The organism is Collinsella aerofaciens (assembly GCF_039836695.1).
Taxonomy (GTDB): Bacteria; Actinomycetota; Coriobacteriia; order Coriobacteriales; family Coriobacteriaceae; genus Collinsella; species Collinsella aerofaciens_BD.
Window position 1 is genome coordinate 1 of sequence record NZ_JBDPAC010000001.1, and the last position, 22,997, is coordinate 22,997.

At 57.9% G+C, this 22,997-nt stretch carries 20 protein-coding genes; 3 read left to right on the forward strand and 17 right to left on the reverse strand.

Going from position 1 to position 22,997, the window contains the following annotated elements:
* Positions 1-21: 21 nt before the first annotated feature.
* From ABG996_RS00005 to ileS, 11 genes are all read right to left on the reverse strand, one after another.
* A complete protein-coding gene (locus tag ABG996_RS00005; RefSeq protein WP_347479786.1) occupies positions 22-1,434 on the reverse strand; it encodes an AI-2E family transporter in 1,413 nt (470 codons plus the stop codon).
* Positions 1,431-2,222: an RNA polymerase sigma factor SigF gene (locus ABG996_RS00010; RefSeq protein ID WP_117635146.1), complete on the reverse strand. Its 792-nt coding sequence runs from the start codon at positions 2,220-2,222 to the stop codon at positions 1,431-1,433. The genes ABG996_RS00005 and ABG996_RS00010 overlap by 4 nt, the downstream gene beginning before the upstream one ends.
* A 1-nt stretch (position 2,223) precedes the next feature.
* Positions 2,224-2,601, reverse strand: a complete 378-nt coding sequence (locus ABG996_RS00015; RefSeq protein WP_347479787.1) for an ATP-binding protein — start codon at positions 2,599-2,601, stop codon at positions 2,224-2,226.
* Complete coding sequence (locus ABG996_RS00020; RefSeq protein WP_347479788.1) at positions 2,594-3,184, reverse strand: hypothetical protein; 591 nt, start codon at positions 3,182-3,184, stop codon at positions 2,594-2,596. Before ABG996_RS00020 ends, ABG996_RS00015 begins: the two co-directional genes overlap by 8 nt.
* Before the next feature lie 95 nt (positions 3,185-3,279).
* Positions 3,280-4,629 (reverse strand): replication-associated recombination protein A, encoded by a 1,350-nt coding sequence (locus tag ABG996_RS00025; protein WP_347479789.1) that lies wholly within the window; start codon positions 4,627-4,629, stop codon positions 3,280-3,282.
* 60 nt (positions 4,630-4,689) lie between these two features.
* A complete protein-coding gene (locus ABG996_RS00030; protein WP_347479790.1) occupies positions 4,690-5,937 on the reverse strand; it encodes a deoxyguanosinetriphosphate triphosphohydrolase family protein in 1,248 nt (415 codons plus the stop codon).
* 31 nt (positions 5,938-5,968) lie between these two features.
* The gene (locus tag ABG996_RS00035) at positions 5,969-6,391 is read right to left on the reverse strand and encodes a prepilin peptidase (RefSeq protein ID WP_347479791.1); all 423 of its coding nucleotides are present in this window, start codon (positions 6,389-6,391) and stop codon (positions 5,969-5,971) included.
* Between the two features lie 81 nt (positions 6,392-6,472).
* Entirely contained in the window at positions 6,473-7,768 is a 1,296-nt protein-coding gene (locus tag ABG996_RS00040; protein WP_022094595.1) for a glycosyltransferase family 2 protein, read from the reverse strand.
* Between the two features lie 82 nt (positions 7,769-7,850).
* Positions 7,851-8,864, reverse strand: coding sequence for an RluA family pseudouridine synthase (locus ABG996_RS00045; RefSeq protein ID WP_347479792.1), 1,014 nt, complete (start codon positions 8,862-8,864; stop codon positions 7,851-7,853).
* Positions 8,864-9,463 carry a signal peptidase II gene (lspA, locus tag ABG996_RS00050; RefSeq protein WP_347479793.1) on the reverse strand — a complete coding sequence of 200 codons (600 nt, stop codon included), beginning with the start codon at positions 9,461-9,463 and terminating at the stop codon, positions 8,864-8,866. The genes ABG996_RS00045 and lspA overlap by 1 nt, the downstream gene beginning before the upstream one ends.
* Before the next feature lie 372 nt (positions 9,464-9,835).
* Positions 9,836-12,613: an isoleucine--tRNA ligase gene (ileS, locus tag ABG996_RS00055; RefSeq protein WP_347479796.1), complete on the reverse strand. Its 2,778-nt coding sequence runs from the start codon at positions 12,611-12,613 to the stop codon at positions 9,836-9,838.
* 509 nt (positions 12,614-13,122) lie between these two features.
* Between ileS and ABG996_RS00060 the strand changes: the two genes are divergently transcribed.
* Both ABG996_RS00060 and ABG996_RS00065 read left to right on the forward strand, forming a co-directional pair.
* The gene (locus ABG996_RS00060) at positions 13,123-14,205 is read left to right on the forward strand and encodes an iron-containing alcohol dehydrogenase family protein (protein ID WP_347479794.1); all 1,083 of its coding nucleotides are present in this window, start codon (positions 13,123-13,125) and stop codon (positions 14,203-14,205) included.
* A 510-nt stretch (positions 14,206-14,715) separates the two neighbouring features.
* On the forward strand, positions 14,716-15,318 hold the full coding sequence (locus tag ABG996_RS00065) for a Type 1 glutamine amidotransferase-like domain-containing protein (RefSeq protein WP_347479795.1): 603 nt from the start codon (positions 14,716-14,718) through the stop codon (positions 15,316-15,318).
* Positions 15,319-15,838: 520 nt separating this feature from the next.
* Here ABG996_RS00065 and ABG996_RS00070 read toward each other — a convergent pair.
* On the reverse strand, positions 15,839-16,330 hold the full coding sequence (locus ABG996_RS00070; protein ID WP_347479759.1) for a 2-thiouracil desulfurase family protein: 492 nt from the start codon (positions 16,328-16,330) through the stop codon (positions 15,839-15,841).
* Between the two features lie 81 nt (positions 16,331-16,411).
* On the reverse strand, positions 16,412-18,304 hold the full coding sequence (ftsH, locus tag ABG996_RS00075; protein WP_171021520.1) for an ATP-dependent zinc metalloprotease FtsH: 1,893 nt from the start codon (positions 18,302-18,304) through the stop codon (positions 16,412-16,414).
* A 92-nt stretch (positions 18,305-18,396) separates the two neighbouring features.
* Here ftsH and ABG996_RS00080 point away from each other — a divergent pair, with 92 nt between their 5' ends.
* The gene (locus ABG996_RS00080; protein WP_347479758.1) at positions 18,397-18,882 is read left to right on the forward strand and encodes a cob(I)yrinic acid a,c-diamide adenosyltransferase; all 486 of its coding nucleotides are present in this window, start codon (positions 18,397-18,399) and stop codon (positions 18,880-18,882) included.
* An 84-nt stretch (positions 18,883-18,966) separates the two neighbouring features.
* Here the strand turns inward: ABG996_RS00080 and ABG996_RS00085 are convergent, their stop codons facing one another.
* The 4 genes from ABG996_RS00085 to thyA all read right to left on the reverse strand — a co-directional run bounded on the left by ABG996_RS00085 (position 18,967) and on the right by thyA (position 22,842).
* Entirely contained in the window at positions 18,967-20,316 is a 1,350-nt protein-coding gene (locus ABG996_RS00085; protein ID WP_347479757.1) for an MATE family efflux transporter, read from the reverse strand.
* 125 nt (positions 20,317-20,441) lie between these two features.
* Entirely contained in the window at positions 20,442-21,356 is a 915-nt protein-coding gene (locus tag ABG996_RS00090) for a TrmH family RNA methyltransferase (RefSeq protein ID WP_347479756.1), read from the reverse strand.
* Positions 21,357-21,465: 109 nt separating this feature from the next.
* Positions 21,466-21,984, reverse strand: a complete 519-nt coding sequence (locus ABG996_RS00095) for a dihydrofolate reductase (RefSeq protein WP_347479755.1) — start codon at positions 21,982-21,984, stop codon at positions 21,466-21,468.
* Positions 21,985-21,993: 9 nt separating this feature from the next.
* Positions 21,994-22,842: a thymidylate synthase gene (gene thyA, locus ABG996_RS00100; protein ID WP_347479754.1), complete on the reverse strand. Its 849-nt coding sequence runs from the start codon at positions 22,840-22,842 to the stop codon at positions 21,994-21,996.
* Positions 22,843-22,997: the final 155 nt, after the last annotated feature.

Genomic DNA, 22,997 nt, shown 5'->3' on the forward strand with positions numbered 1-22,997 from the left:
AAGTAGATAAACTAACAGGGCCTATTTGGAATCCGAATCGTCCATGGAACCGTCGATGCCGGTTTTGGTGTCGTCATTCGAGTCGGCATCATCGTCCTTGGCGAAGGGGTTCTTAAAGAAACCCGTCGTGTCGGGCTGAAGACCCGAGAGCTTGATCCAGGGATTATCGAGCTCAGGCTTGGGCATAGCTTTGGCCTCGGGCGCGGTCTCGTTGCCGATGAGCTCGGACTCGTAAATGAACGTATCGTCTCCAAGCGCGTCGTAGGCGGCGACCGGGTTGCCCTCGGCATCGCGATACGGCGTGCCCTTAAACACGGCGCCATCGTATGCCACGAGCTGGCGGCCGGTCTCGTTCTCAAAGTAGTAGACGAAAATGCCCTTGAGGGCCGCGCACAACGGGATGGCGATGACCATGCCAATGGGACCCATGAGTGCCGAACCAATAACGAGGGCCGTCAGGCTCATGATGGGATGCACCTGTACCGAGCTCTGCATGACCTTAGGCGAAATGACATTATCGGTGACGTTTTGGGCCACCATGGTCACGATCAAGGTCCACAACGCCAGCATGGGGCTGAACATAAAGCCGAGCACCGTGGCGATGGCCGCGCTCACCCAGGGACCGACAACTGGGACCAAGTGCATGATACCGGTAAAGATGGCCATGAGTGCCGCATACGGATGCCCGATGATCGTAAAGCCGATAAAGGCGAGGATGCCACCGCAGATGGACGTCACGACCATGCCGCGCATATAACCGCCGACCGAGCGCGAAAGAATCGCGACCATAAAGCGGTACGAGGTCTCCTTTTCCTGACCAATGATGGTGCAGACCTCGTGGTGCATGCGGGGATAATCGCAGGCAAGCCAGTAGGCAAGCACCAAGCCAAGGAAGATAACAAACAGCTGCGACGCGGTATTGGTAATGAGCGGGAAGACACCGCGGCCAAGCTCGGCGGCAATCTGTGAGACATACTTGGACGCCACCGTGACGAGCGAAGAAAGGTTATCGTCCAGATACTCCTTGAGCGGCGTGTTATTGAGCGTCTTGGCATGCGAGATCATCTCATTGAGGTCGCCACCAGCAACACGAAGCTGCTCGGGCAGGCGGCTCAGGACTTCCATGAGCTGACCAAAGAGAATCGGCGACAAGATGCAAACGACACCGACAAGCACAGCAACGACCACAATAAGCGCGATGAGCGAACCGATGCCGCGATTCACGCCATGGTGCTCGAGCCAGTTGGTGATCGGCGACATCACAAAAGCGATGATGGAACCGACAGCGAGAAACTCGATGACCGGCGCCAGGATACCCATAAGGTTAAAGATGACGGCGGCGATGACAATGCAGCCGACGACGCCCCAAATGCGCAGCGTCAGAATACGGGTATCGCGAAGCGTGCGGTCGGTTTGTTGAGGGTGCTCACTCATGAACGAACCATCACTCCGTCGGGGTCGATCTTGTCCTGAATCTTCTTAAGCGTGCGGCGCAGCAGGCGCGAGACCTGCACCTGCGAGATGCCCAGCTTCTTGGCAATCTCGATCTGGGTCATGCCCTTCACAAAGCGTAGCTCGATAACCTCGCGCTCGCGCGGCGAGAAATCGCGGATGGCCTCCTCAATCACCAGGCGGTCATCGGTAAAGTCGAGTTCATTGTCATCGTCGGCATAGCGGTCGAGAATCGAAGGTGCATCGTCGGAATCGGACGCACCGGGAGCCTCGATGGGCACCGAGGTGTAAGCCGAGGACGATTCCATGGCTTCGAGCACCTCGTCGACGGTCACGCCCAGGTAATCGGCGATTTCCTCAACCTTGGGCGAACGCTGTAGCTCGTTGGTGAGCTTATCGGTAGCCTGGTTGACCTTGGCCGAGAGCTCCTGCAAGCGACGGGGCACGCGCACGCTCCAGCCCTTGTCGCGGAAATGACGCTTAATCTCACCCAGAATGGTAGGAGTGGCAAACGTCGTGAACTCGAGCCCGCGCTCAGGGTCAAAGCGGTCGATAGCCTTGAGCAAGCCCAGATAGCCGACCTGCAAAAGGTCATCGAGCGGCTCGCCGCGGTTCTTAAATTTGTTGGCAAGAAACCTTACCAGGTTCATATGGGACATGACGAGCTGCTCGCGGGCATCCGGATCACCGGTCTCCTTATAACGACGAAACAGCTCGCGGGTTTTCTCCTTGTCCCAAGCGGTCTTGCCGCTCCGGGAACGTTCGGTCATATTAGATATCCGCCTTGAGGTCGAGGGAAAGCGTTAGGGGCGCCGTAGTCTTTTCGTAAGAATCGCACACGCTTGCAAGAATGAGCTCGGCATATACGGCAGCCTGGTCATCCTCATCGACAGTCGCCTGATCGCCAAAGGTAAAGGTCATACCCACGTGAGATTCGTCGACATCGAATTGAATCGAGATATCGTCGGAATCAACAGCCGTGCAGCCAAAAATAAAGGCTTCCTCGGCGGCCATACGAATATCCTCGATGCGATCGACGGACATAGAGCACAGGGCGCCGACGTTGGCGGCCGTCATGCGCACCAAGCGCGCGAGACGCGGATCACCGGCAACGCTCAGCGTAATGGGGCAGGTTGCTTCGCTACTCATCGCAGGACTCCTCGGAGGTCTCGGCGGGCGTATAGGTGTAATACTGAGCAGGCTTGGCTGCGGCCTTCTGAGCCGCATCCGCACCATCGGCGGCCTCGTCCTCAGCCCCACCAATCAGAACGCGCTCGGTAGGCTGCTCGGCCTCTGCGGCAGCGGCGAGCTTGCGATCGGCGTTGGTTGCAGGAGCCTTCACCTTATTGAAGAGCTTCTGCACGGCGCCAGCCGCAGAGTCGGTCACGCTCGACACGGCGTTGCTTGCCTCGGCCACGCTACCCGTGACCTCGGAAATGTCGCGAACCACGGCTTCGACCTCTACAAGATTGGAGGCAAGGGCGTCAACCGCGGTCTTGCTCGACTTGAGGAGCGGCTCAACCTGTGCCAGCGCGGGGGTGAGCTCATCGACAGCGCCATCGAGCTTTGCCACCACGGGCTGTGCCTCGGCGAGTGTGTTATTGAGGTCGCTCACCGTCTTGTCGAGCGAGTCGACGACGGTGCGGGTCTTGCGCAGCGTGAGCGCGAGCTCGATAACAGCCCACACGCCGGCAACGGCAAGTAGCAGCAGGGCGATTTGAATGGGACTCATACAAGCCTCCCAAAGGAATCGAAATACAGACGCTGTTCATGGTACCCCAAAGAAGGGGAAAGATACCCAAAGGGAATGCGCGAGGCGCCAATGACCTACTTGGGAGCGTTGCCGCTACGGTCGCGCTCGCTTTGCTCCACACGCCACTCTTCCCAACCGCGGCCGGCAGGCTGCCAGAACGCGCCGCGCTCCAGGCCCTCGGGCAAATAGCGCTGGTCGACCCAGCCTTCGGGATAATCATGCGGATACTTATACACACCATATTCGTCGCTGCCCGGGCGATGACGGTCGCGCAGATAACTCGGCACCTCGCGCAAGCCGCTGCTATGAATATCGGCCAGCGCGGCATCGATCGAAGCCTCACACGCATTGGATTTAGGCGCCAAGCACACATAGAGCGCGGCCTGAGCCAAGTTTATGCGGCATTCGGGATAGCCAATGACCTCGGCTGATTTAAACGCGGCATGTGCCACCAAAAGCGCCTGCGGATCGGCGTTACCGACGTCCTCCGAAGCCTGAATCATAATGCGGCGAGCGATAAACTTGGGATCCTCCCCTGCGTCAATCATGCGCGCGAGCCAATAGATCGTGGCATCGGGGTCACCACCGCGCATTGACTTAATAAACGCACTGATGATGTCGTAGTGCATGTCACCATTTTTGTCGTACGAAAAGCCACGACGTGGGTTAGCAATCTTAACGTCATCCACGGTGATGGGATAGCGCTCCCCCGCCGCCGGCGCTGGCGTCCCGTCCGTATCGGGACGCGTGACGGCAATCTCGCTCGCAAGCTCGAGCGTCGTGAGCGCCGAGCGAGCGTCACCCGCTGCCAGCGTGCAGATGGTCTTGACCGTATCCCCATCGGCCGAGAACTTGCCGTTCAAACCCTGCGGAGCCTCGAGCGCACGCTCAATGAGTGTGGCGATATCCTCATCCTTCAGATGCTCAAGCTCCACCACGCGCCCACGCGACAACAGTGCCGAGTTGACCTCGAAATACGGGTTCTCCGTCGTGGCGCCAATCATAATGACGGTACGGTTCTCAACCGCATGTAGCAATGCATCCTGTTGTGACTTCGAAAAGCGATGAATCTCGTCGATAAACAGGATAGTGCGACGGTCATACGTATTCAGACGCGTCTTGGCCTCGTCGATCACGCGACGCAGGTCCTTCACGGTGCCCGTCACGGCGCTGACCTCGACAAACTCACTCTTGGTATGGTTGGCGATAATGTGGGCCAGCGTCGTCTTGCCCGTACCGGCCGGCCCGTACAGAATCACGCTCGAAAGCACGTCGTGCTCGATCGCGGCACGCAACCATGAGCCCTTACCGACGGCCTTTTGCTGGCCCACGTACTCGTCGAGCGAATTGGGTCGCATGCGCACCGCGAGCGGCGCATTTTTAAAGGAACGCTCGCGCGTCGAGGCAGAAAAAAGGTCGTCCATAGCCATCCCGTGCATCAATCAAAACGTTTTCAACTAACCAGTATACCGAATATATACGAACTACCGTTCGTTAATATAGGTACGGTGCGGAAACTCCAGACCAGGGAACAGCTTGCTCGTCAGTTCGCAGAAATAACCGTCCGTCATGCTCGCGATATAATCCACCACGGCTTGATCCTTGTCGTCCTGCCAGGCATAGGTGCGATCGTAGTAGGAAAGCTGCTGCTCAATGCGCGAAATATGGTGCTTAAAGATGTAAGATGACTCGTCACCACTGTTTAGATCCCGCAGGCAACGGTCGTAGAGCTTTTCGAACGCCTCGAGCAGCTCCACCTCGGAATCGCCTTCGATACCGCCCTTGCTATAGATCTTCTCGTAGTTCTCGCGCTTAGCTCGGCGGATTTCCTCAAACAGGTCCTCGCTCATCTCGATGCGCGGCTTACCATAGCTGTGCTCAACGATATCGATGGAAGCGTGCGTGAGGATCCAACTGTTGTAGGCACCGCCCCGGCCATCATCAAAAGCGTCGGGCGAAAGCAGGCCCGCCGCGATCGCATCCTGACGGTCACGACCGACGTAGGCAAGAATATCCGAAATGCGAACGACGCAGCCCTCGAGCGTCATGGGACGCAGATGCTCAATTGCGTTATAGCCCGTGGCAATGCAATCCTCAACCGTCTGATCAAACTGTTCAAAAGAGCCCATGCCCGAAAGCTCAAAAACACGCTGTTCGTACTCGCCGTTGTGGCACAGCACGCCATCGAGCGTCTGGAGCGACACGTTGCGGCCGTACAAAGCGTCGAGCACACGGACCGACTGCACGTTATGGAAAAAATAACGCCCCGTGCGCTCATGATAGATATCGTTGAGGAAGCGCTCGCCGGCATGGCCGAAAGGCGTGTGTCCCAAGTCGTGACCCAGGCCAATCGCCTCGATCAGATCGCAATTGAGCCCCAGGGCGCGACCGATATCGCGCGCAATGCGGGAGACAAGCTGCACGTGCAAACCCCGGCGTGACAGATCGTCATTGCTACGAAAGCTAAAGACCTGCGTTTTGCCCGCATACCGGGTGTAAGCCGGAAGATGAAGTATCTTTTCGGTATCGCGCATAAACGCCGGACGCATAAGCGTGCCTTTGTCGGTAGTGCGATCAATACGACGAATGACCTGATCGTCATTGCAACGATACGGGTTGACATAGCCCGAAGCACGATCGGCGGCAATGCGCTCGACAAGTTCGGGCGACAACGCCGAGGGAATACGGTCCATGCGCGCCTTAATGACGGCCGTTTCTTGATTAGTTGCCATGGCATGCTCCTTAAGAAGGATGCGCAATCGGTTACAAAGTGCAGCCCACGACCTCGATTATGGCAAAAATCGGCACCAAAAACGGGAGCAATGGCAGGGAGCGCGATTTTGTGAAGAGGCAGAAAAGGGCAAGGACCAGGAGCGCGGCGGCAAATGCCACGATACCACCCATAGGGTCGAGCGTGCAAAGCGCGAAGAGTGCCTTGGCATCTCCCATGCCGATGCCCGGGGTTTGGCGAAGACGACGCCAGAGGGACTCAGTCAGCACGAGAGCAAGATAGACGATGACCGCAAGACCGGCGTGGTCAAGCGCCGTGTTAACGCCTTTGTCGAGCCAAACGCCTGCTAATGCCGCCACCGCGCACGCAGCGGCAAGCTCATTGGGAAAACGTCGCTCACGGGCATCAATCGCCGCGCCGGCAAAGATGCAAATCCAAAACGGGATATAGAACATCGGACTCCTCCTCGAGCTGCATAGCAAAAGCAAAAACCACCACAAAGGTGCCTCTCCCCTTTGTGGTGGTTTTGGTGGTGATTATTTGGCGCCTTGCATGACCTCGTCAAGGGTGACGTTGACGGCGTGCTGCGTCGGCACCCAGTCGACCTTCAGGAACAGCGCAGCCACCGTGATGGGGATATAGCTGAACATAAAGATCGGGAAGGTAAACAGGTTAGTCACCAGGCGCCACTTTTGCGCGCAGTGAATATGCTTGTACTCAAAGATAGTCGTGAGCAGCGCTAGGATGAAGAAAGTCTGATACATCATCGCGAAGGTCATAATGAGCGAAGCAGCGCACGCCTGCATCTCGACTTCGGTTGCCAAGAAACCATGCGAAAGGCCACCCACAATCAAGAACGTCGCATTAGCGAGCATCGAGATCAAGGACAGCAGCATACCCGGGGCGATGGTCATAAACATGTCGTAGGCGGCAAAGCGATGATAGCGGAAGGTCGATTTGACCAGGTGCTTACCGTAGGTAAAGAACACCTGGTAGAAGCCCTTGGTCCAGCGCATGCGCTGTTTCCAGGACGCCTTAAACGTCACGGGCTGCTCGTCAAAGAACTCCGCAGGCGCATAACCGATGCGAATGCCGTGAATGGCGCAGAACGTGGTGAACTGAATATCCTCGGTCAGCGTATGGAACTGCCAACCGTGCATGCCCTCGATAACGCTGGCGGAGATGAGGTAGCCCGAACCAGAGACAGCGCAAGAAGTCTTGCAAATGTTGCGCGCGTTGTTGAGAAAGCGCGCCTCGCGCAGATACCACGTAGCATTAGCCGCCGAAATCCACGAGCTGCCGAAGTTTTTGGAATTGCGATAGCTCGTGACCACATGGAAGCCCTGGTCAAAGGCATCGTTCATCTTGGAGACGTAATCGCGGGAGATGACGTTATCGGCATCGAAGATAAAGTAACCTTCAAACGTATCCGGATACTCGTTAAGGATACGGTCGAAACCAAAGTCCATGACCCAGCTCTTACCCTTGCGGGCAAGGTCGTTGCGCTCATAGACAATGGCGCCCGCCTCGCGCGCAAGCTGTGCCGTGTTGTCGGTGCAGGCATCGGCGACCACAAAGACCTCGATAAGCTCGGACGGATAATCCTGGTCCTTGATGGAGCGAACGAGGTTGGCGATCACGGCCTCCTCGTTATGCGCCGCGATAAAGAAGGCATAGCGGTGGAGTTTTTTGGCCTTGGGAGGCGCGACCTCGCCACGAAGAGCACCGATGACAAAGAAGACCACCTGGTACAGAAAGCAGACCGTGAGCAGCGTGACGACAATCTGGTTGAAGATCACGATGGGCGTGTTGGTTTGTAAAAAGGCGAGCATGCAGGCTCCCAGGAACGCGTTACGTAAACAATCGTATATCTTACCGCAGGCTAGGGGCGTTCAAGAAACCACCTAATACTGACTAGGCTTCGAGAAGACCGAGCTGAGGAACGATCTCGTCGCCGGCAGCGGTGCGACCAAGCGAGCGCGGGGCCAGGTCGTCAAGAACCGCAGCGAGATCCCACGGCAGCTCGTCGCGGCACTCAATGCGCTCCCCCGTCACGGGATGGTCGAATGCAACACGCCAGGAATGAAGGAATTGCCTGGTCAGACCCTGATCGGCGCGTGCATCGCACTTGCCGTAGAGCGGATCGCCCACGCAGGCGTGGTTGATATGGCGCATATGCACGCGAATCTGATGTGTGCGGCCCGTAAACAGGTGGCACTCGACGAGCGTATAGCCGTCGTCAAAACGCGTGGCATCGAAGCGCTCGAGGACCTTAAAGGTCGTAATGGCCTGGCGCGCGAAAGGATCGTCCGAAACCGCCATCTTGACACGGTCACGCGTAGAACGGGCAATGCCGGTGTTAATGGTGCCCTCATCCATAGCGATATGTCCGTGAACGAGCGTGATATAGCGACGATCGAGCGTGCGCGTGCGAATGAGATTTTGGAGTGCGCGCTGCGTGTCGTCGTCTTTTGCCGCAAGCATGAGGCCCGAGGTATCGCGATCTAAACGATGCACGATGCCGGGGCGGTCCTCACCCTGCACGGTACCCAGATGGTCAATGCCGCAGTGGTAGACCAGAGCGTTCGCAAGCGTGCCGCTCTCGTGGCCATGGGCGGGATGGCACACCAGGCCGCGCTGCTTGGAGAGCACGATGAGGTAGTCGTCCTCGTAACGGATATCGAGGGGGATGGCCTCGGGAATCACATCAGTGGGATCATGCGGCTCGGGCAGGTCGACCGAGATACGGTCACCGGAGCGCACAGCATATTTTTTTGATAGGCAGGTCTCGCCGTTCACGATTACGGCGCCGCCCTCGATCAGATGCGCGCAGGCAGAGCGCGTGGGGCAGCCGTCGTTGGCACCCAGAAAGGCGTCGAGACGCTGGCCAGAGCAATCGTCGGCAACAAGAATATGGATGTCGGCCATTAACGCTCATTCCTTTCGCGAATCTTGCGGGCACGCTCCCCACGCTGCTTGGCTTTGCGCTTGGCGCGGGCCTCATCACGGGCATTGAGCTCGGCAGTCGCATCGACTTCGCGGGCCGCAGGGCTCAAGAACATGTAGCCGATGAGGGCAAGCACAACGCCTACGGTGATGCCGATATCGGCCACGTTAAAGACGGGAAAGTCGATGAAGGTGGTGGCAATAAAATCGGTCACAAAGCCAAAAGTCAGACGGTCGATCGCGTTGCCAATGGCGCCGCCCGCGACCATAGCCATGCCCACAACCTCCAAGCGAGCAAGCTGGGGCGCGCGAAGCAAGTACACGGCAATAGCGATAATGACCGCCAACGCCAGCACGGCAAACGCGATGCCATGCCCCTCGCCCATGCTAAAGGCAGCACCGATATTGCGGACAAATAGAAAGTCGATCACACCGGGGATAACAGTCACATGCAAAGCGTCGCCCGCGGCACGAACCGCAAGCTTGGTCAGCTGGTCAACAAGCAGCACAACCAGCGCCACCCCACCAGCAACACCCAACCGCCAACGCAAAGGCGGCGTCATATCCCCAGCACGACCCAAATCAATCCCCTACCCTCAAGAACATCGAATTACGTTTAATACAAAGAACTATCTTATATTGCCATACGCAGAACGCACGACATATTCGCTAACGCCAGATAAATAACCCGCATAAAAAGAAAGCGACATTCCGAATAACGGAATGTCGCTTGATAGCTTTCGACTAAGAGCGAAAGCGAAAGAAAACCTTTAGCTCCAGCAATGGAAACGCCGCGCTATCGTCACCAACAGCGAAAACGTCCCTAAGCGAGCAAGGTGACGTGAAAGAGGAGGGAAGCGTACTTTGGTACGCGACCGACGATTGAACGTCAGATTGCCGCTTAGGGGCGTTTGCAGCGTCGGTAGGTTACGGCGTTCTACGAACGCCGTAACCTACAAAGCATCGGCGCAGCGCTTGCAAATATGCGCGTGGCCGTTGTACTCGCCGACGGTGGTGCGATAGTTCCAGCAACGGTCGCAGCACTCGCCCTCGGCTGCCTCGATGGCAACGGAGAGTTCCTCGCCCTGGGTCAGCTCAACATCGGAAACAATGTAGAACTCGGCCAGGTCGACAGCCTTGTCGCCGGTCAGCAGCGCGTACATCTCGGCGGGAACGACCGCCTTGACGCGGACCTGCTGGCTCTTGGTGAAGGTACCGGCGGAGCGGGCATCCTCAAGGGCCTTGGTCACGGCGCTACGGAGCTCGAGTGAAGCCTCGAGCACGCCCTCAAACTCATTGGCCTCGTCGAACGTGATGGGCGACTTGTACCAATCGAGCAGCGCGGCGTACTTCTGGTGATCGACGCAGCCGGCGGGCGCATAGGCCATGGCCTCGTCGACCGTGTAGGACAGGATCGGCTGAAGGTCGCGCATGAGCATCGAGAAGAGCTCGGCCAGCACGGTCTGGGCGCTGCGGCGCTCGAGCGAGCCGGGCTTCTCACAGTATAGACGGTCCTTCAGGGCGTCGAGATACACGTTGGAGAGCTCGGTAACCACGAAGTCGTAGAGCGCACGGTAGGCGCGCGGGAACTCGTAGCTGGCGTAGGCATCGTCGACCTCGGCCTGAACCTGGGTCAGACGGGCAACCATGAGCTTGTCGAGCGGCAGCAGGTCGGCAAAGGCGACGCCGTCGGTCTCGGGCTCAAACTGACCCTCGAGCTCGGAGAGCAGGAAGCGCAGCGTGTTACGGAAACGACGGTAGGCATCGGACGTACGAGCAAGAATCTCGTGGTCGATGGACACGTCGGAGCTGGTATCGACAGATGCAACCCACAGACGGATGATGTCGGCGCCCATCTCATCGCAGACCTTATTGGGGTCGATAACATTGCCGAGCGACTTGGACATCTTGCGGCCCTGGCCGTCGAGCGTGAAGCCCTGCGAGACGACCGCCTTGTACGGAGCATGGCCGTTGGCACCCACCGAGGTGAGCAGCGAGCTCTGGAACCAACCGCGGTGCTGGTCGGAGCCCTCGAGGTACACATCCGCCGGATACTCCAGCTCGGGACGGTACTCGCAGACGGCCTTCCAGGAGACGCCGGAATCCCACCACACGTCGAGGATGTCCTTATCGGCCTTGAGGTGATGGCCGCCGCACTTGGGGCAGATGCAGGCCTCGCCCAGGTAACTCTCGGGAGCGTCGGTGAACCAGGCGTCGGAGCCCTTCTCGTGGAAGAGCTTGATGACGGCGTCGAGCGCAGCGTCGTTCATAACCTTCTCGCCGCAGTCGGCGCAAGTGTAGCTCGGGATAGGCACGCCCCAGTTGCGCTGACGGCTGATGCACCAGTCGGGACGCTGCTCGACCATGGCACCGATGCGGTTAGCCGCGTGGGCCGGATACCACTTGACGTTCTCGCGGACCTCTTTGCCGGCCTGCTCGCGCAAACCGGTCTTGTCCATCGAGACAAACCACTGGTCGGTGGCACGGAAGAGCACCGGGTGCTTGCAGCGCCAGCAGTGCGGATAGCTGTGCGTGATCTTCTTCTCAAGAACCAGGGTGCCGCGCTCGCGCAGGAACTCGATGATGTGCGGGTTGGCCTCATCGGTATCCATACCGCTGAAGGGGCCACCGGTGCCAAACTCCTCACCGGTGTAGAACTTGCCGTCGTCATCGACCGGCATGCAGATGTCGGTGATGCCCTCCTTGAGGCAGGCAAAGTAGTCGTCAACACCATGGCCGGGCGAGTTGTGGACGATACCGGTACCGTCATCGACACCGACGTAATCGGCCAGCAGCGCCACGCCCTCGACACCGTCAAAGATCGGCTGCTTGTAGTGGATGTGGTGGAAGGTCTCGGCGGGAACCACGTAGGGCTTGCCGTCGACCATGACCGGGGTGTACTCCCAGCCAAACTCCTCGCAGCACTTGGGAGCCAGGTCCTCGAGCATGACCTCGGCGCGGCCATCGTGCTCAACGGCGACATAGGCGGCGCCGGGCTTGAGGGAAACGGCCTGGTCGGAGGGAATGGTCCACGGCGTGGTCGTCCAGATGATAAAGTCGACCGGGCCGTCGAAGTTCTCGAGGCCGGCGGGCTTGGAGGTCATCTCAAAGCGAACGAAGATGGAGGGGCTCGTCTCGTCGGAGTACTCGATCTCGGCCTCGGCCAGCGCGGTGTGGCAGTGCTTGCACCAGTGAACCGGCTTGTGGCCACGATAGATCATGCCCTTGTCGAACATGGCCTTAAAGACCTCGATGTCGGCGGCGTCATGCTGGTGATAGAGCGTCAGGTAGGGGTTGTCCCAATCGCCGAGCACGCCCAGACGACGGAAGCCGGCCTTCTGCAGCTCGATGTTCTCGACAGCGAACTCGTTGCAGAGCTCACGAATCTTGGCCGTGGGGGTCTGGTTGAACTTCTCGGTGCCGAGCTTCTCCTCGACCTTGTGCTCAATCGGCTGACCGTGGCAGTCCCAACCGGGGACATAGGGGACCTCATAGCCCTGCATCATCCAGTAACGGTTGATCATGTCCTTGGAGATCTTGTTCATGGCGTGGCCGATGTGGATCGGGCCGTTGGCGTACGGAGGGCCGTCGTGCAGCACGAACTTCTTGTGACCCTCGTTCTTCTTCAGAACCTGCTCGTAGACCTTGTTGTCCTGCCAGTCCTTGAGTCGCTTGGGCTCGGACTTGGAAAGACCGGCACGCATGGGAAATCCGGTTTTGGGCAGATTCATCGTCTGCTTGTACTCGTTTGCCACGGTACCCCTTTCTTGTCGTGGGCGCGCACGCCCGTTGGGCACCAAAAAAGCGCCCGTCCCTGCAAGCTGGGACGAAGCGCCACAAAACGGGCTATGCGCCCGCAAAAGCTCTTCGCTTAACCACCCAGCTTAGATGCCCTCACCCGCGTATTCGCGCGCTCGCATCCGTTACTCGGCTGGTCTGTATCGACGACCATCTCGGCGATGTCTACTAAGACGTGCCTATAGGCGCGTCCGTTGGGACCGCAGCTCCGGGGTGATTTTCATCGGTCGCATGCACGGGTTCTCAGCGCTCCCCGCTCTCTGTAACATGCGGATGGCCGACTACTCGTCCCCATCAACGCTTCTGCGGTGTATGCTAGCACGTTCCGCGCCGGCGAAAAACCCTCAACACTGGTTTTATACGTTCGAAATTTCTCGCGGCTGTGGACCTTCTCTTGGAGCAAAATACCTGAAAGCACTTTATCGAACGAAAGAAGGTTGCTATGCGCACGATTGGAATGAGCGACTACACCGTTGGCGAGGATTGCTTTACCGAGCTGCCAACCGCACTGGCGGAGTACGGCGCGAAGAAAGTCGCCATCATTGGCGGCAAGCGAGCCCTGGCTGCGGCGCTGCCGGGAATCGAGGCGGCACTTGAAGGTACCGATGTCGAGATCCTGGAGACGCGCGTCTATGGCACCAACAGTACGCGTGCCAATATCGCCAAGGTCGTGAACTCCCCTGCCTGCCAGGAAGCCGACGTGCTCATCGCATGCGGCGGCGGCAAGGCGCTCGATACCGTCAAGACCGCAGCCATCGAGCTCAAGAAGATCGTCTTTACGGTACCGACGATCTGCTCCAACTGCTCGGCCGCGACCGCCATTGCCGTTGTCTACAACGACGACGGCTCGCTCGAGGGCTATTCGTACCCCAACCGTCCCGCGCATATCTTCATCAACCCCAAGATCATCGCCGAGGCACCAGCGGAGTACTTCTGGGCCGGCGTAGGCGATGCCCTGTCCAAGCAGCCCGAGGTCGAGTACGCCACGAGCGCCGGCAACTTGGAGCACACAGCCGGTCTTGGCCTGGCACTTGCGCACACCTGCTCCGAGCCGCTGTTTACCTATGGCGTTCAGGGTCTTGAGGACGTGCGCCAGAACCTGTCAAGCGAGGCCGTCAAACAAATCGCGCTCGACATCGTGGTCAACACGGGCTATGTCTCGAACCTGACCAACCAAAACGATTACTACTACAACTCGAGCGTGGCGCATGCGTTCTACAACGCCACGTGCAGCATTCCGCGCGAGGGCTCCTACCTGCATGGCGAGGTCGTGAGCCTGGGCGTACTGGTGCTGTTTGCCTATACGGGCGATACCGAAAACCTTGAGCGCTACGCCGCCTTTATCAAGCAGATGGGACTGCCCGTGACGCTTGAGCAGGTCGGGCTTTCCGAGGCTGATATCCCTGCCCTGTGCGAATACGCGCACGCCACCAACGAGTGGAAGCAGGGTAACCCTGAGCCCTTCACCGACGAAAAGTTCGCCGCCGCCATCAAGGCCGCAAATGCCTACGGCCACACCCTCTAGTTCTAACCCAAAACCACCACAAGGGAGCAGTACCTTTGTGGTGGTTTTTTATTGCACCACCATTCAGTTCGTACTCGAACCCGGTTCTTTACGAGAAAGGGTTCGGGTACGATTTTTTATCGGAAATTCTGCGGAAGGACTACTCGGAACGGTAAACAGGAACGAACAAAGGCAGGGTATCATCGTGGTGATGGTATCCTGCCTTTTGTTTTGCGGAACCAAGTTCGCTTTATGCGAACTTGATCGCCACTTATATGGCGCATTGATGGCAATTGCTGCGTACGTGCGTACCGGGAGCCCGTACACCTCTGGCAAGGCGTAACACACTAGACTTTGTTCCAAAGTCTAGTGTGCTAAGGGGGCAGGCCCCTTAGAATTCCTGTGGAGTGTGTACGCACGTACGCAGGAAAACGGCAAAATTTCACTATATCGGGGCGTTCTTTCATCGGAGCGTATGGTATACACGGCTTAGTTCAACAAATAAGAATTTATATATAAAGGAGAATACTGATGAAACTGTTTTTATGTTCGCACTTTTCAAGTGTAGGAAGTCTGATAAAGGAAGAAATTGAAAATAAAAAAGTCGCATTTATCCCAACAGCCTCGCTGCGTGAAGGCTACACCGGTTATGTCGGCTCGGCTCGAAAATTATTCAAAAAGTTAGGAGCAATCGTAACTGAAATTGATATTTCAACGGAGGCTTATTCAACGATAAAGGCTCTTTTTGAAGATGCGGATGTGATCTATTTTACCGGCGGAAATTCTTTTTTCCTTATAGACCAGCTCCGTAAAACGGGAACGGATGAGCTGTTGAAGAAAGAATTGGCAAAGGGAAAACTGATGATTGGTGAATCGGCAGGTGCGATTGTATGCGCTCCAAGCATCCAATATATCGAGCAAATGGATGAAAAGCCGGAGGACTACTCACAAGAAGATGATGCAGGGCTTAATTTGATTGATTTCTATGTTCTTCCGCATTTTCTTACAGCACCATTTAAGAAAGTTACCGAGAAAATAATGACTGAGTTTTCGGATTTGAATCTATGCCCAATTAACAATCGTCAGGGAATTGTAATTGATGGTGAAGGTTCAAAGGTTATTTGCAAAGACTAATTTAAAATTCCAGTTTGCTGCACTCGTTCCTAGCAGGGTTTGGGGCAGGCACGCCCCCAACAAGAAGCCGTCCCAAAGGGGCAAGAATGGGGACTGCGGACGATTTCTTGGACCGTTACGCGGCCCTTCCCAGCGCGGAGCGGAACTCGGCCGGCGTACGGCCACCGAGCGCATCGCTGTGCCTCTCCGTATTGTATCGGCCGATCCAGCCCCCCCGAGCTCCTCGATGAAGCGGGCGAGGGTCCATTCCGACCAGTCCCTGCCGTGCCAGAATTCCTTCTTGAGCAGGCCGAAGAAGCCCTCCATCGCCGCGTTGTCCGGGCTGCAGCCCTTGGCGGACTGGATTGGCTACACCGATGTGGACAGCTCCGGGAGGGGCGCAAGAGACGGGAGGGCCGTGTACGCGTTCCTGCGCGAGGGCCGCGGGAGGGACTGCCTAGGTACGGCGCCTGTCACTCGGTCTACGTCTTTGATGACCGGGTCGTACTCAATATCAACTTCACGGATGATGCCAAAACGGTCACCCGTGAGGAAGTGTTCGGTTCGAGTGCTGTGGACAATGTTCCAACATGCTGGGATCGAACTCACTAGCCGGAATCACGCGGTAGCCGTGGCGCAGGAGCAGGTCGACGAAAACACCGTTGCCCGCGGTGAGCGTACCGCTAAAGGTGCCGTCGTAGATGTGACCCGCACCGCACGAGGGGCTGCGGTCCTGAAGGATGCACGCGACTATCTCTTCCGGTCCGCCTGCCTGCTCGCACATATCGAGCGCACGTTGGGCACCCAGGCGAAATTCGCGATCAACCGAGATGCCCTCGCAGGTACGAACCTCGCCGTTCACAATCTCGGACGGCTTGCGCGGCGTGGGCAGGCCGCCAAAGACCTCGGGGCACACGAGGAGGACCTCGGTCCCCGTGCGCTCGCAAGCCTCGGCCAACGCGCGGTGGTAGTTATCGAGCCCGTTATACTTGCAGCTCTCGCCCATCAAGCAGGCGCTCACCACGATCTTCATTTCCATCCCCCTCAAGCAAAACGCCCCATTTGAGAAAGCTGCTCAAATGGGGCGTCGGCGTTTACTGGCTCGACCGCGGCTTTACTGTTGCTTGGGCATCAGCGGATTCTCGCGCGTGAGGAGATTCATGAACTCCTCGCCCGTGATCGTCTCCTTCTTGTACAGATAACGAGCAAGCTCATGGAGCTTGAACTTGTTCTCCTTGAGGATCTGCAGGGCGCGATCATGCGCATCCTCGATCAGCTTGGCGACAATCGCGTCCACGCGCTCGGCCGTGCCGGGGGCGCAGGTGAGCGACGTGTCCTGGTTGAGGTACGCATTCTGAACGGTACCGAGCGCCATCATGCCAAACTCATCGGACATACCAAAGCGCGTCACCATGTTGCGGGCGAGCTTGGTTGCCTGCTCGATATCGTTGGCGGCGCCGGTCGTCATCTCACCGAAGATGAGCTCCTCGGCTGCACGGCCACCGCAATAGACGGCGAGCTTGTCCAGGACCTCCTGGCGCGTGGTCAGGAAGCGCTCGTCCTCCTCGACCTGCATGGTGTAGCCCAGAGCACCGCTCGTGCGCGGCACGATGGTGATCTTCGTGACCGGCGCAGAGCCCTTCTGGCGAGCGGCAACGATGGCATGACCGATCTCGTGGTAAGAAACGACCTGCTTCTCGTGGTCGGAAAGCACCGTGGACTTACGCTGTTGGCCGGCAATGACGACCTCCACCGACTCCTCAAAATCGTCCTGAGTGGCGCGCTTACGACCCTCGCGGACGGCACGCAGAGCGCCCTCGTTGATGATGTTGGCCAGGTCGGCGCCCGAGGCACCGGGCGTGGCGCGGGCAATCGCGGTCAGATCGATCGGCGGCTCGGTCTTCACACTCTTGGCGTGGAGCTCGAGGATGTTCTTACGGCCGGTCAGATCGGGCAACTCGACGGGGATGCGGCGGTCAAAACGACCGGGGCGCAGCAGCGCAGGATCGAGACTGTCGGGGCGGTTGGTTGCGGCAAGAACAACGATACCCTTGTGGTTATCGAAGCCATCCATCTCGGTCAGCAACTGATTGAGCGTCTGCTCGCGCTCGTCGTTGCCGCTAAAGCCGCCGCCATCGCGCTTCTTACCGATGGTATCGATCTCATCAATAAAGACGATACACGGGGCCTTTTCCTTGGCCTGCTTAAACAGGTCACGAACCTTTGCAGCGCCGCGACCAACAAACATCTCAACGAACTCAGAGCCCGAAATGCTAAAGAACGGAACACCGGCCTCGCCGGCAACAGCCTTGGCAAGCAGGGTCTTACCGGTACCCGGAGGGCCAACAAGGAGAGCACCGCGCGGAAGCTTGGCGCCGATCTCCTCGTAGCGCTGCGGCTTCTCCAGAAAGTCGACGACCTCCTTGAGAGACTCCTTGGCCTCTTCCTGGCCGGCGACGTCCTTAAAGGTCACGCCCACGTCCTTGGAGGCGATCACGCGCGCGCCGGACTTACCCAGTCCGCCGCCGCCAAAACCGCCGCCGCCAAAGTTCATCGACGGGCCGTCATCGCCCATAGCCTTCTTCATGCGGCGGTTGAGCCACCAACCGATGAGGAAGAAAATCGCCATGGGAAGAATGAGCGTGAGCAGGTAGTAGGTCATCAAACCCGAGTTTTTATCGGGAACGACCGACTCCAGCGAAGCGCCAGACTCAAGCACGCGATCGGTAAAGCCCGCATCATTCGGCACACCGGTCGTCTTATAGGCGATGTTCTCGTCCTCGCCCTTCTTGGTGTAATAAATCGAGTAATCGTCCGTGTTGTACTCGACCTTGTCGACGCTCTTCTTGTCGAGCGCTTTGACAAACGTCGAATAATCGGTCTTCGTAATCTGCTGCGTGTGACCGATGTTAGGGAACAGAACGGTCGAGAGCACGAGGTAGACGACGAAGGCGATGAGCACGTAGAGGATCATATTCCGTCTACGTTTGTTGTCATCCATCTCCATCTGCTTAAACTCCATCTACTGGGGTTGATAATGCTATCTAGAATACCCAACCCAGACGGCGATAAACCGACGCCGGGCACGAAAGGACAGAGATGGCATCACTGGAAGTCGGCAAGGTTCAGATTTACACGGGCGACGGCAAGGGCAAAACCACGGCCGCCTTGGGGCTAGCTTTGCGCGCCACAGGTTATGGGCTCGACGTACTCATGCTGCAGTTTGCCAAGAAGCTGCACTGCGCCGAACACGATGCCGCGCCACGCCTAGGGCTGCGAATTGTACAGGCCGACCGCGACACGCCCGAGGCTTGCGCCGAACAGATCATAGAGCTCGCACGCGAGCAGATCTCACAGGTCGACGTTCTGATTTTGGACGAACTCGGCGAGGCCATGCGCCGCGGCTTTGTGACGCGAGAGGATGTCGAGGAACTGATCGCGATGAAGCCCGACACCACAGAGCTCGTGCTGACCGGCCGAGGCTTGCTGCCCCTCGCCGACCTTGCCGACCTGGTAACCGAAATGCGCCCTGTCAAACACTACTTCGACGAAGGCCTCCTAGCCCGCCAAGGCATCGAATACTAATTGATCCGAAGGGGACGAAGAGAAACGGATCGTCGACATCACGACGGAGAGCAATGATCCGTTTTCCTCCACCCCAAGAGATCATTAGGCGGTGGCGCGGCCTAGCCAGTTGCCGCTGTGGTGGTAGATGGTGAACATCGTGGCCGTAATGAGCCAGGTTACGGGGTAGACCAGTAGTAGATGCTCGAGCGACGGATCGAAGGGCATGATCGCAAACACCCAGATCACCCTCAAGACAACGGTGCCAAAGATGGTGAGCATCATAGGCTGCAGACTCACGCCGGCGCCGCGAATGGAGCCCGACGCGTTCTCGATAATCGAGAAGATCGCGTAGAACGGCGCGATGAAATGAAGAATCGTCGTGGTGTACGCCGAAATCGAAGCATCGTCGACAAACAGACGCGACAACGGACCCGAGAACACCAGCAGCACGGCAGACAGGCCACCAATGAGCATAAACGACAGCACGAGCGACGTATGGTAGCCCTTGCGCATGCGCTCGTAGTTGCGCGCGCCAAAGTTCTGTGCCGAGAACGTGGTGATCGACACGCCGAGCGCCTCGGTAACCATCCAGATAATGCCATCCAGGCGCCCAGATAGACCCCAAGCAGTCGTGACATCGGCGCCAAACGAATTAACCGACACCTGGATCAACACGTTCGAGATCGAATAGGCAGCCGATTGAAAACCGAGTGGCAGACCACACGAGATCATACTCTTGCAAATACCGCGATCGATGCCGAGCCTAGACAGCGAAAGACGCCATGCACCCGGAGCGCGCATCATGCGCAACACGATCATCGTTGCATTGGAGCAAATGGTCAGCGCCACTGCGATGCCGCAGCCCAGCGCCTCCATATGCAACACAGCGACAAAGATGATATCCAGCACCACGTTAACCAGGCAGCCAGAGGCAATGATCAAGGCGGGCCCGCGTGTGTCGCCCACGGCACGCAGCAGTGCGGTTCCCATATTAAGCAGCAGTGCCGCAACCATCGCGGCAAAATAACAGCGAGCATAGGCCACGCCCTCGGCCAATAGTTCATGCGGCGTGTTCATAAGCACCAGCATGGGCTCAACGAACACTATGCCAAGAATCGAGAAAACGATACCGCCCACCAGCGCAAGCGTCATGGCCGTATGGACCGAACGGCTCAGACGCTCATCATCGTGCTGGCCAAAAAACTGACCCGTGATAACGGCACAACCAGCGCCAACGCCAACGCAAAAGCCAATGCAGAGCTCGGTGAGGACCATCGTGGCTTGAATGCCGCCCAGCGCGAGCTTGCCGCCAAACTGACCGACAATATAGGTACCGATAAGCGTGTAGGCCTGCTGAAAAAACGAACTAAAAAAGATGGGAACGCACAGCGAAAGCAGCTGCTGCCAAATAACACCCTGCGTTACATCGATAGCCGTAGATTTCTTAGCCACACGCCCTCCCCACACGCATACGTCAAACAACAAAACAGCAATTTAAAACCAAAGCCAAAACCAGCTTAGCACCGACTGGCGGCGACCGAAACACCCCGAATTAGAGCGCGGTGCGAAATATCTGCCTAGTGATACAAACCCGGCTGGTAGTGATACTCATTGCTCACGTGCGGGCACAGCTGCCAAAAGGCGACGGCGCTCGCCGCGGCCACGTTGAGCGAATCGACCCCGTGCGCCATCGGAATGCGCACGGCGCGGTCACAGCCCTCAATGGTCTTGGCTCCCAGGCCGGCACCCTCGGTACCCATAAAGATCGCCAGGCGATCAATCTCCTGCAGCACGGGATCGTCCAACGACACCGAATCATCCGTCAACGCCATGGCGGAACACGAAAAGCCGGCATCGTGCAGCGCCACCAGCCCATCATGCGGCCATACGCGCGCCTCACTGCCAATACGCGTCCACGGCACCTGAAACACGGTGCCCATGCTCACGCGGGCCGAGCGACGATACAGCGGGTCACAGCACGTAGGACTCACCAAAATGCCATCGACGTTCAGCGCAGCCGCCGAGCGGAAAATCGCGCCGACGTTGGTGTGGTCGACAATGCCCTCGAGCACGCACACGCGCACCGGGCGCTCCCCCGCCGCCTCGACGACGCCGCCCAAGAACTCGGCTACCGGAATCTGACGCGGACGACGGAACGCCGCGAGCGCACCGCGCGTCACGTTAAAGCCCGTCAGCTGCTCCATAAGCTCCATCGAGGCCACGAACACGGGAACCGGGCCCGCACCTTCGCGTACCGCCAGGCGCTCAAACAGCGGCATCATCTGGTCGAGCCAGCGTTCGCCCAAAAGAAAGCTCACCGGCTCGTATCCGGCGCGCACTGCACGCTCGATGACCTTGGCACTCTCGGCGATAAAAATGCCCTTCTGCGGCTCCAGCACGCAGCGAAGCTCACGCTCGGTCAGTCGCACGTAGGCATCGAGCCGCTCGTCCTCGAGCGAATCGATTCGCAGCACCTCAACGGCATCAGTCATAGCAGCCTGCCCGCACCTTTCTTTACAGCACATCTATACCAAACGAGGCGACGCTAAGCGCCGCCCCATGCATTCAAATAACCCGATGATACCGTTCACGCCAGACGATTTACGCCTCAACGCGACGATACGTCACGAACTCATAATCGAGACCCTCGTCACCCTCGCCCGCGGCAATCGTGGCAACACCGCCACGCCTCGCAATCTCCCACGCGGGATCGGCATCCAGATCGGGAAAGTACGTATCCACGTCATGCACGCAATGGTTATGCGTAACCTCGGCCTCGACGCAATACGGCAAAAAATGCCGATAGACATCGCCGCCACCGATCACCCAGGCAACGGGCTCATCGGCAACCGCGGCGAGCGCCTCGTCGATACTATGCACCACGTCGACGCCCTCGGGGGCAAAGCTCTCGTCGCGGGTGAGCACGATATTGCGGCGGTTCTTGAGCGGACGCCCGCCGGGAAAACTCAGCAGGGTCTTGCGTCCCATGATAACCGGGCAGCCCTTGGTGCAGGCCACAAAATGGCGCATATCGGCGCGATTGGACACCACCATGTCGCCCTCGCACCCAATGCCCCAATCGTCACACACGGCGACGATAGCAGATAGCTTACACGTCATGAGCACCACCTACACCGCAATGGGAATGTTCTTGACCTGCGGGCCGTGCTCATAGCCCTCGACGATCAGGTCATCGGTCGTAAACGCGTAGAAATCATGCACATCGGGGTTGAGCGTCACCTTGGGAGCCGCAAACTGCGGACGCTCGATAAGCTCGCGGACGATATCGACATGACGGTCGTAAATGTGGGCATCGGCAATCACATGCAGCAGCTCGCCGGGAATCATATCGACCGACTGCGCAACCATCATCAGCAAAATGGCGTACTGGCACACATTCCAATTGTTCGCGGCCAGAATGTCCTGGCTGCGCTGGTTGAGAATCATGTTGAGCGTCGGCTTGTCGTCCTGCGGACGCTGCGTCACGTTATACGTCACGCTGTAGGCGCACGGATACAGGTGCATCTCGGACAGATCACTGAACACGTATGTGTTGGTCATTATGCGGCGGCTGTACGGCGTGTGCTTGAGGTCGTACAGCACGCGGTCCATCTGGTCAAAGTCACCCTCGGGATAATGGCTCTTCTGCCCAATCTGATACCCGTAGGCCTTGCCGATAGAGCCGGTCTCGTCGGCCCACTCATCCCAAATATGGCTGTTGAGGTCATGCACGTTATTGGACTTCTTTTGATAGATCCATAGGATCTCATCCATGGCAGATTTGAGGGCTGTACGACGCAGAGTGAGCGCAGGGAACTCCTCACGCAGGTCGTAGCGTGCCGTGACGCCAAAGTTTTTAATGGTATAGGCAGGGGTGCCGTCCTCCCACACCGGGCGGACCTTTTGGCCCTCGGTCGTGGTGCCATGGTCCAGAATATCGCGGCACATGGCTACAAACTGTTGATCAGCCTTGCTCATTGACCCTCCTGTCAGTCGCCTATAAGCGAGATTCATTGTAGCCCAGGCGCACGCGGCCCCACAGCCCAAACATAAGCCCTCATTTTCTGACATATGCCAGAAATTCCTTGTGCAAATCTGCGCGTTCGCTATTCTATTGTTGACATATGTCAGAT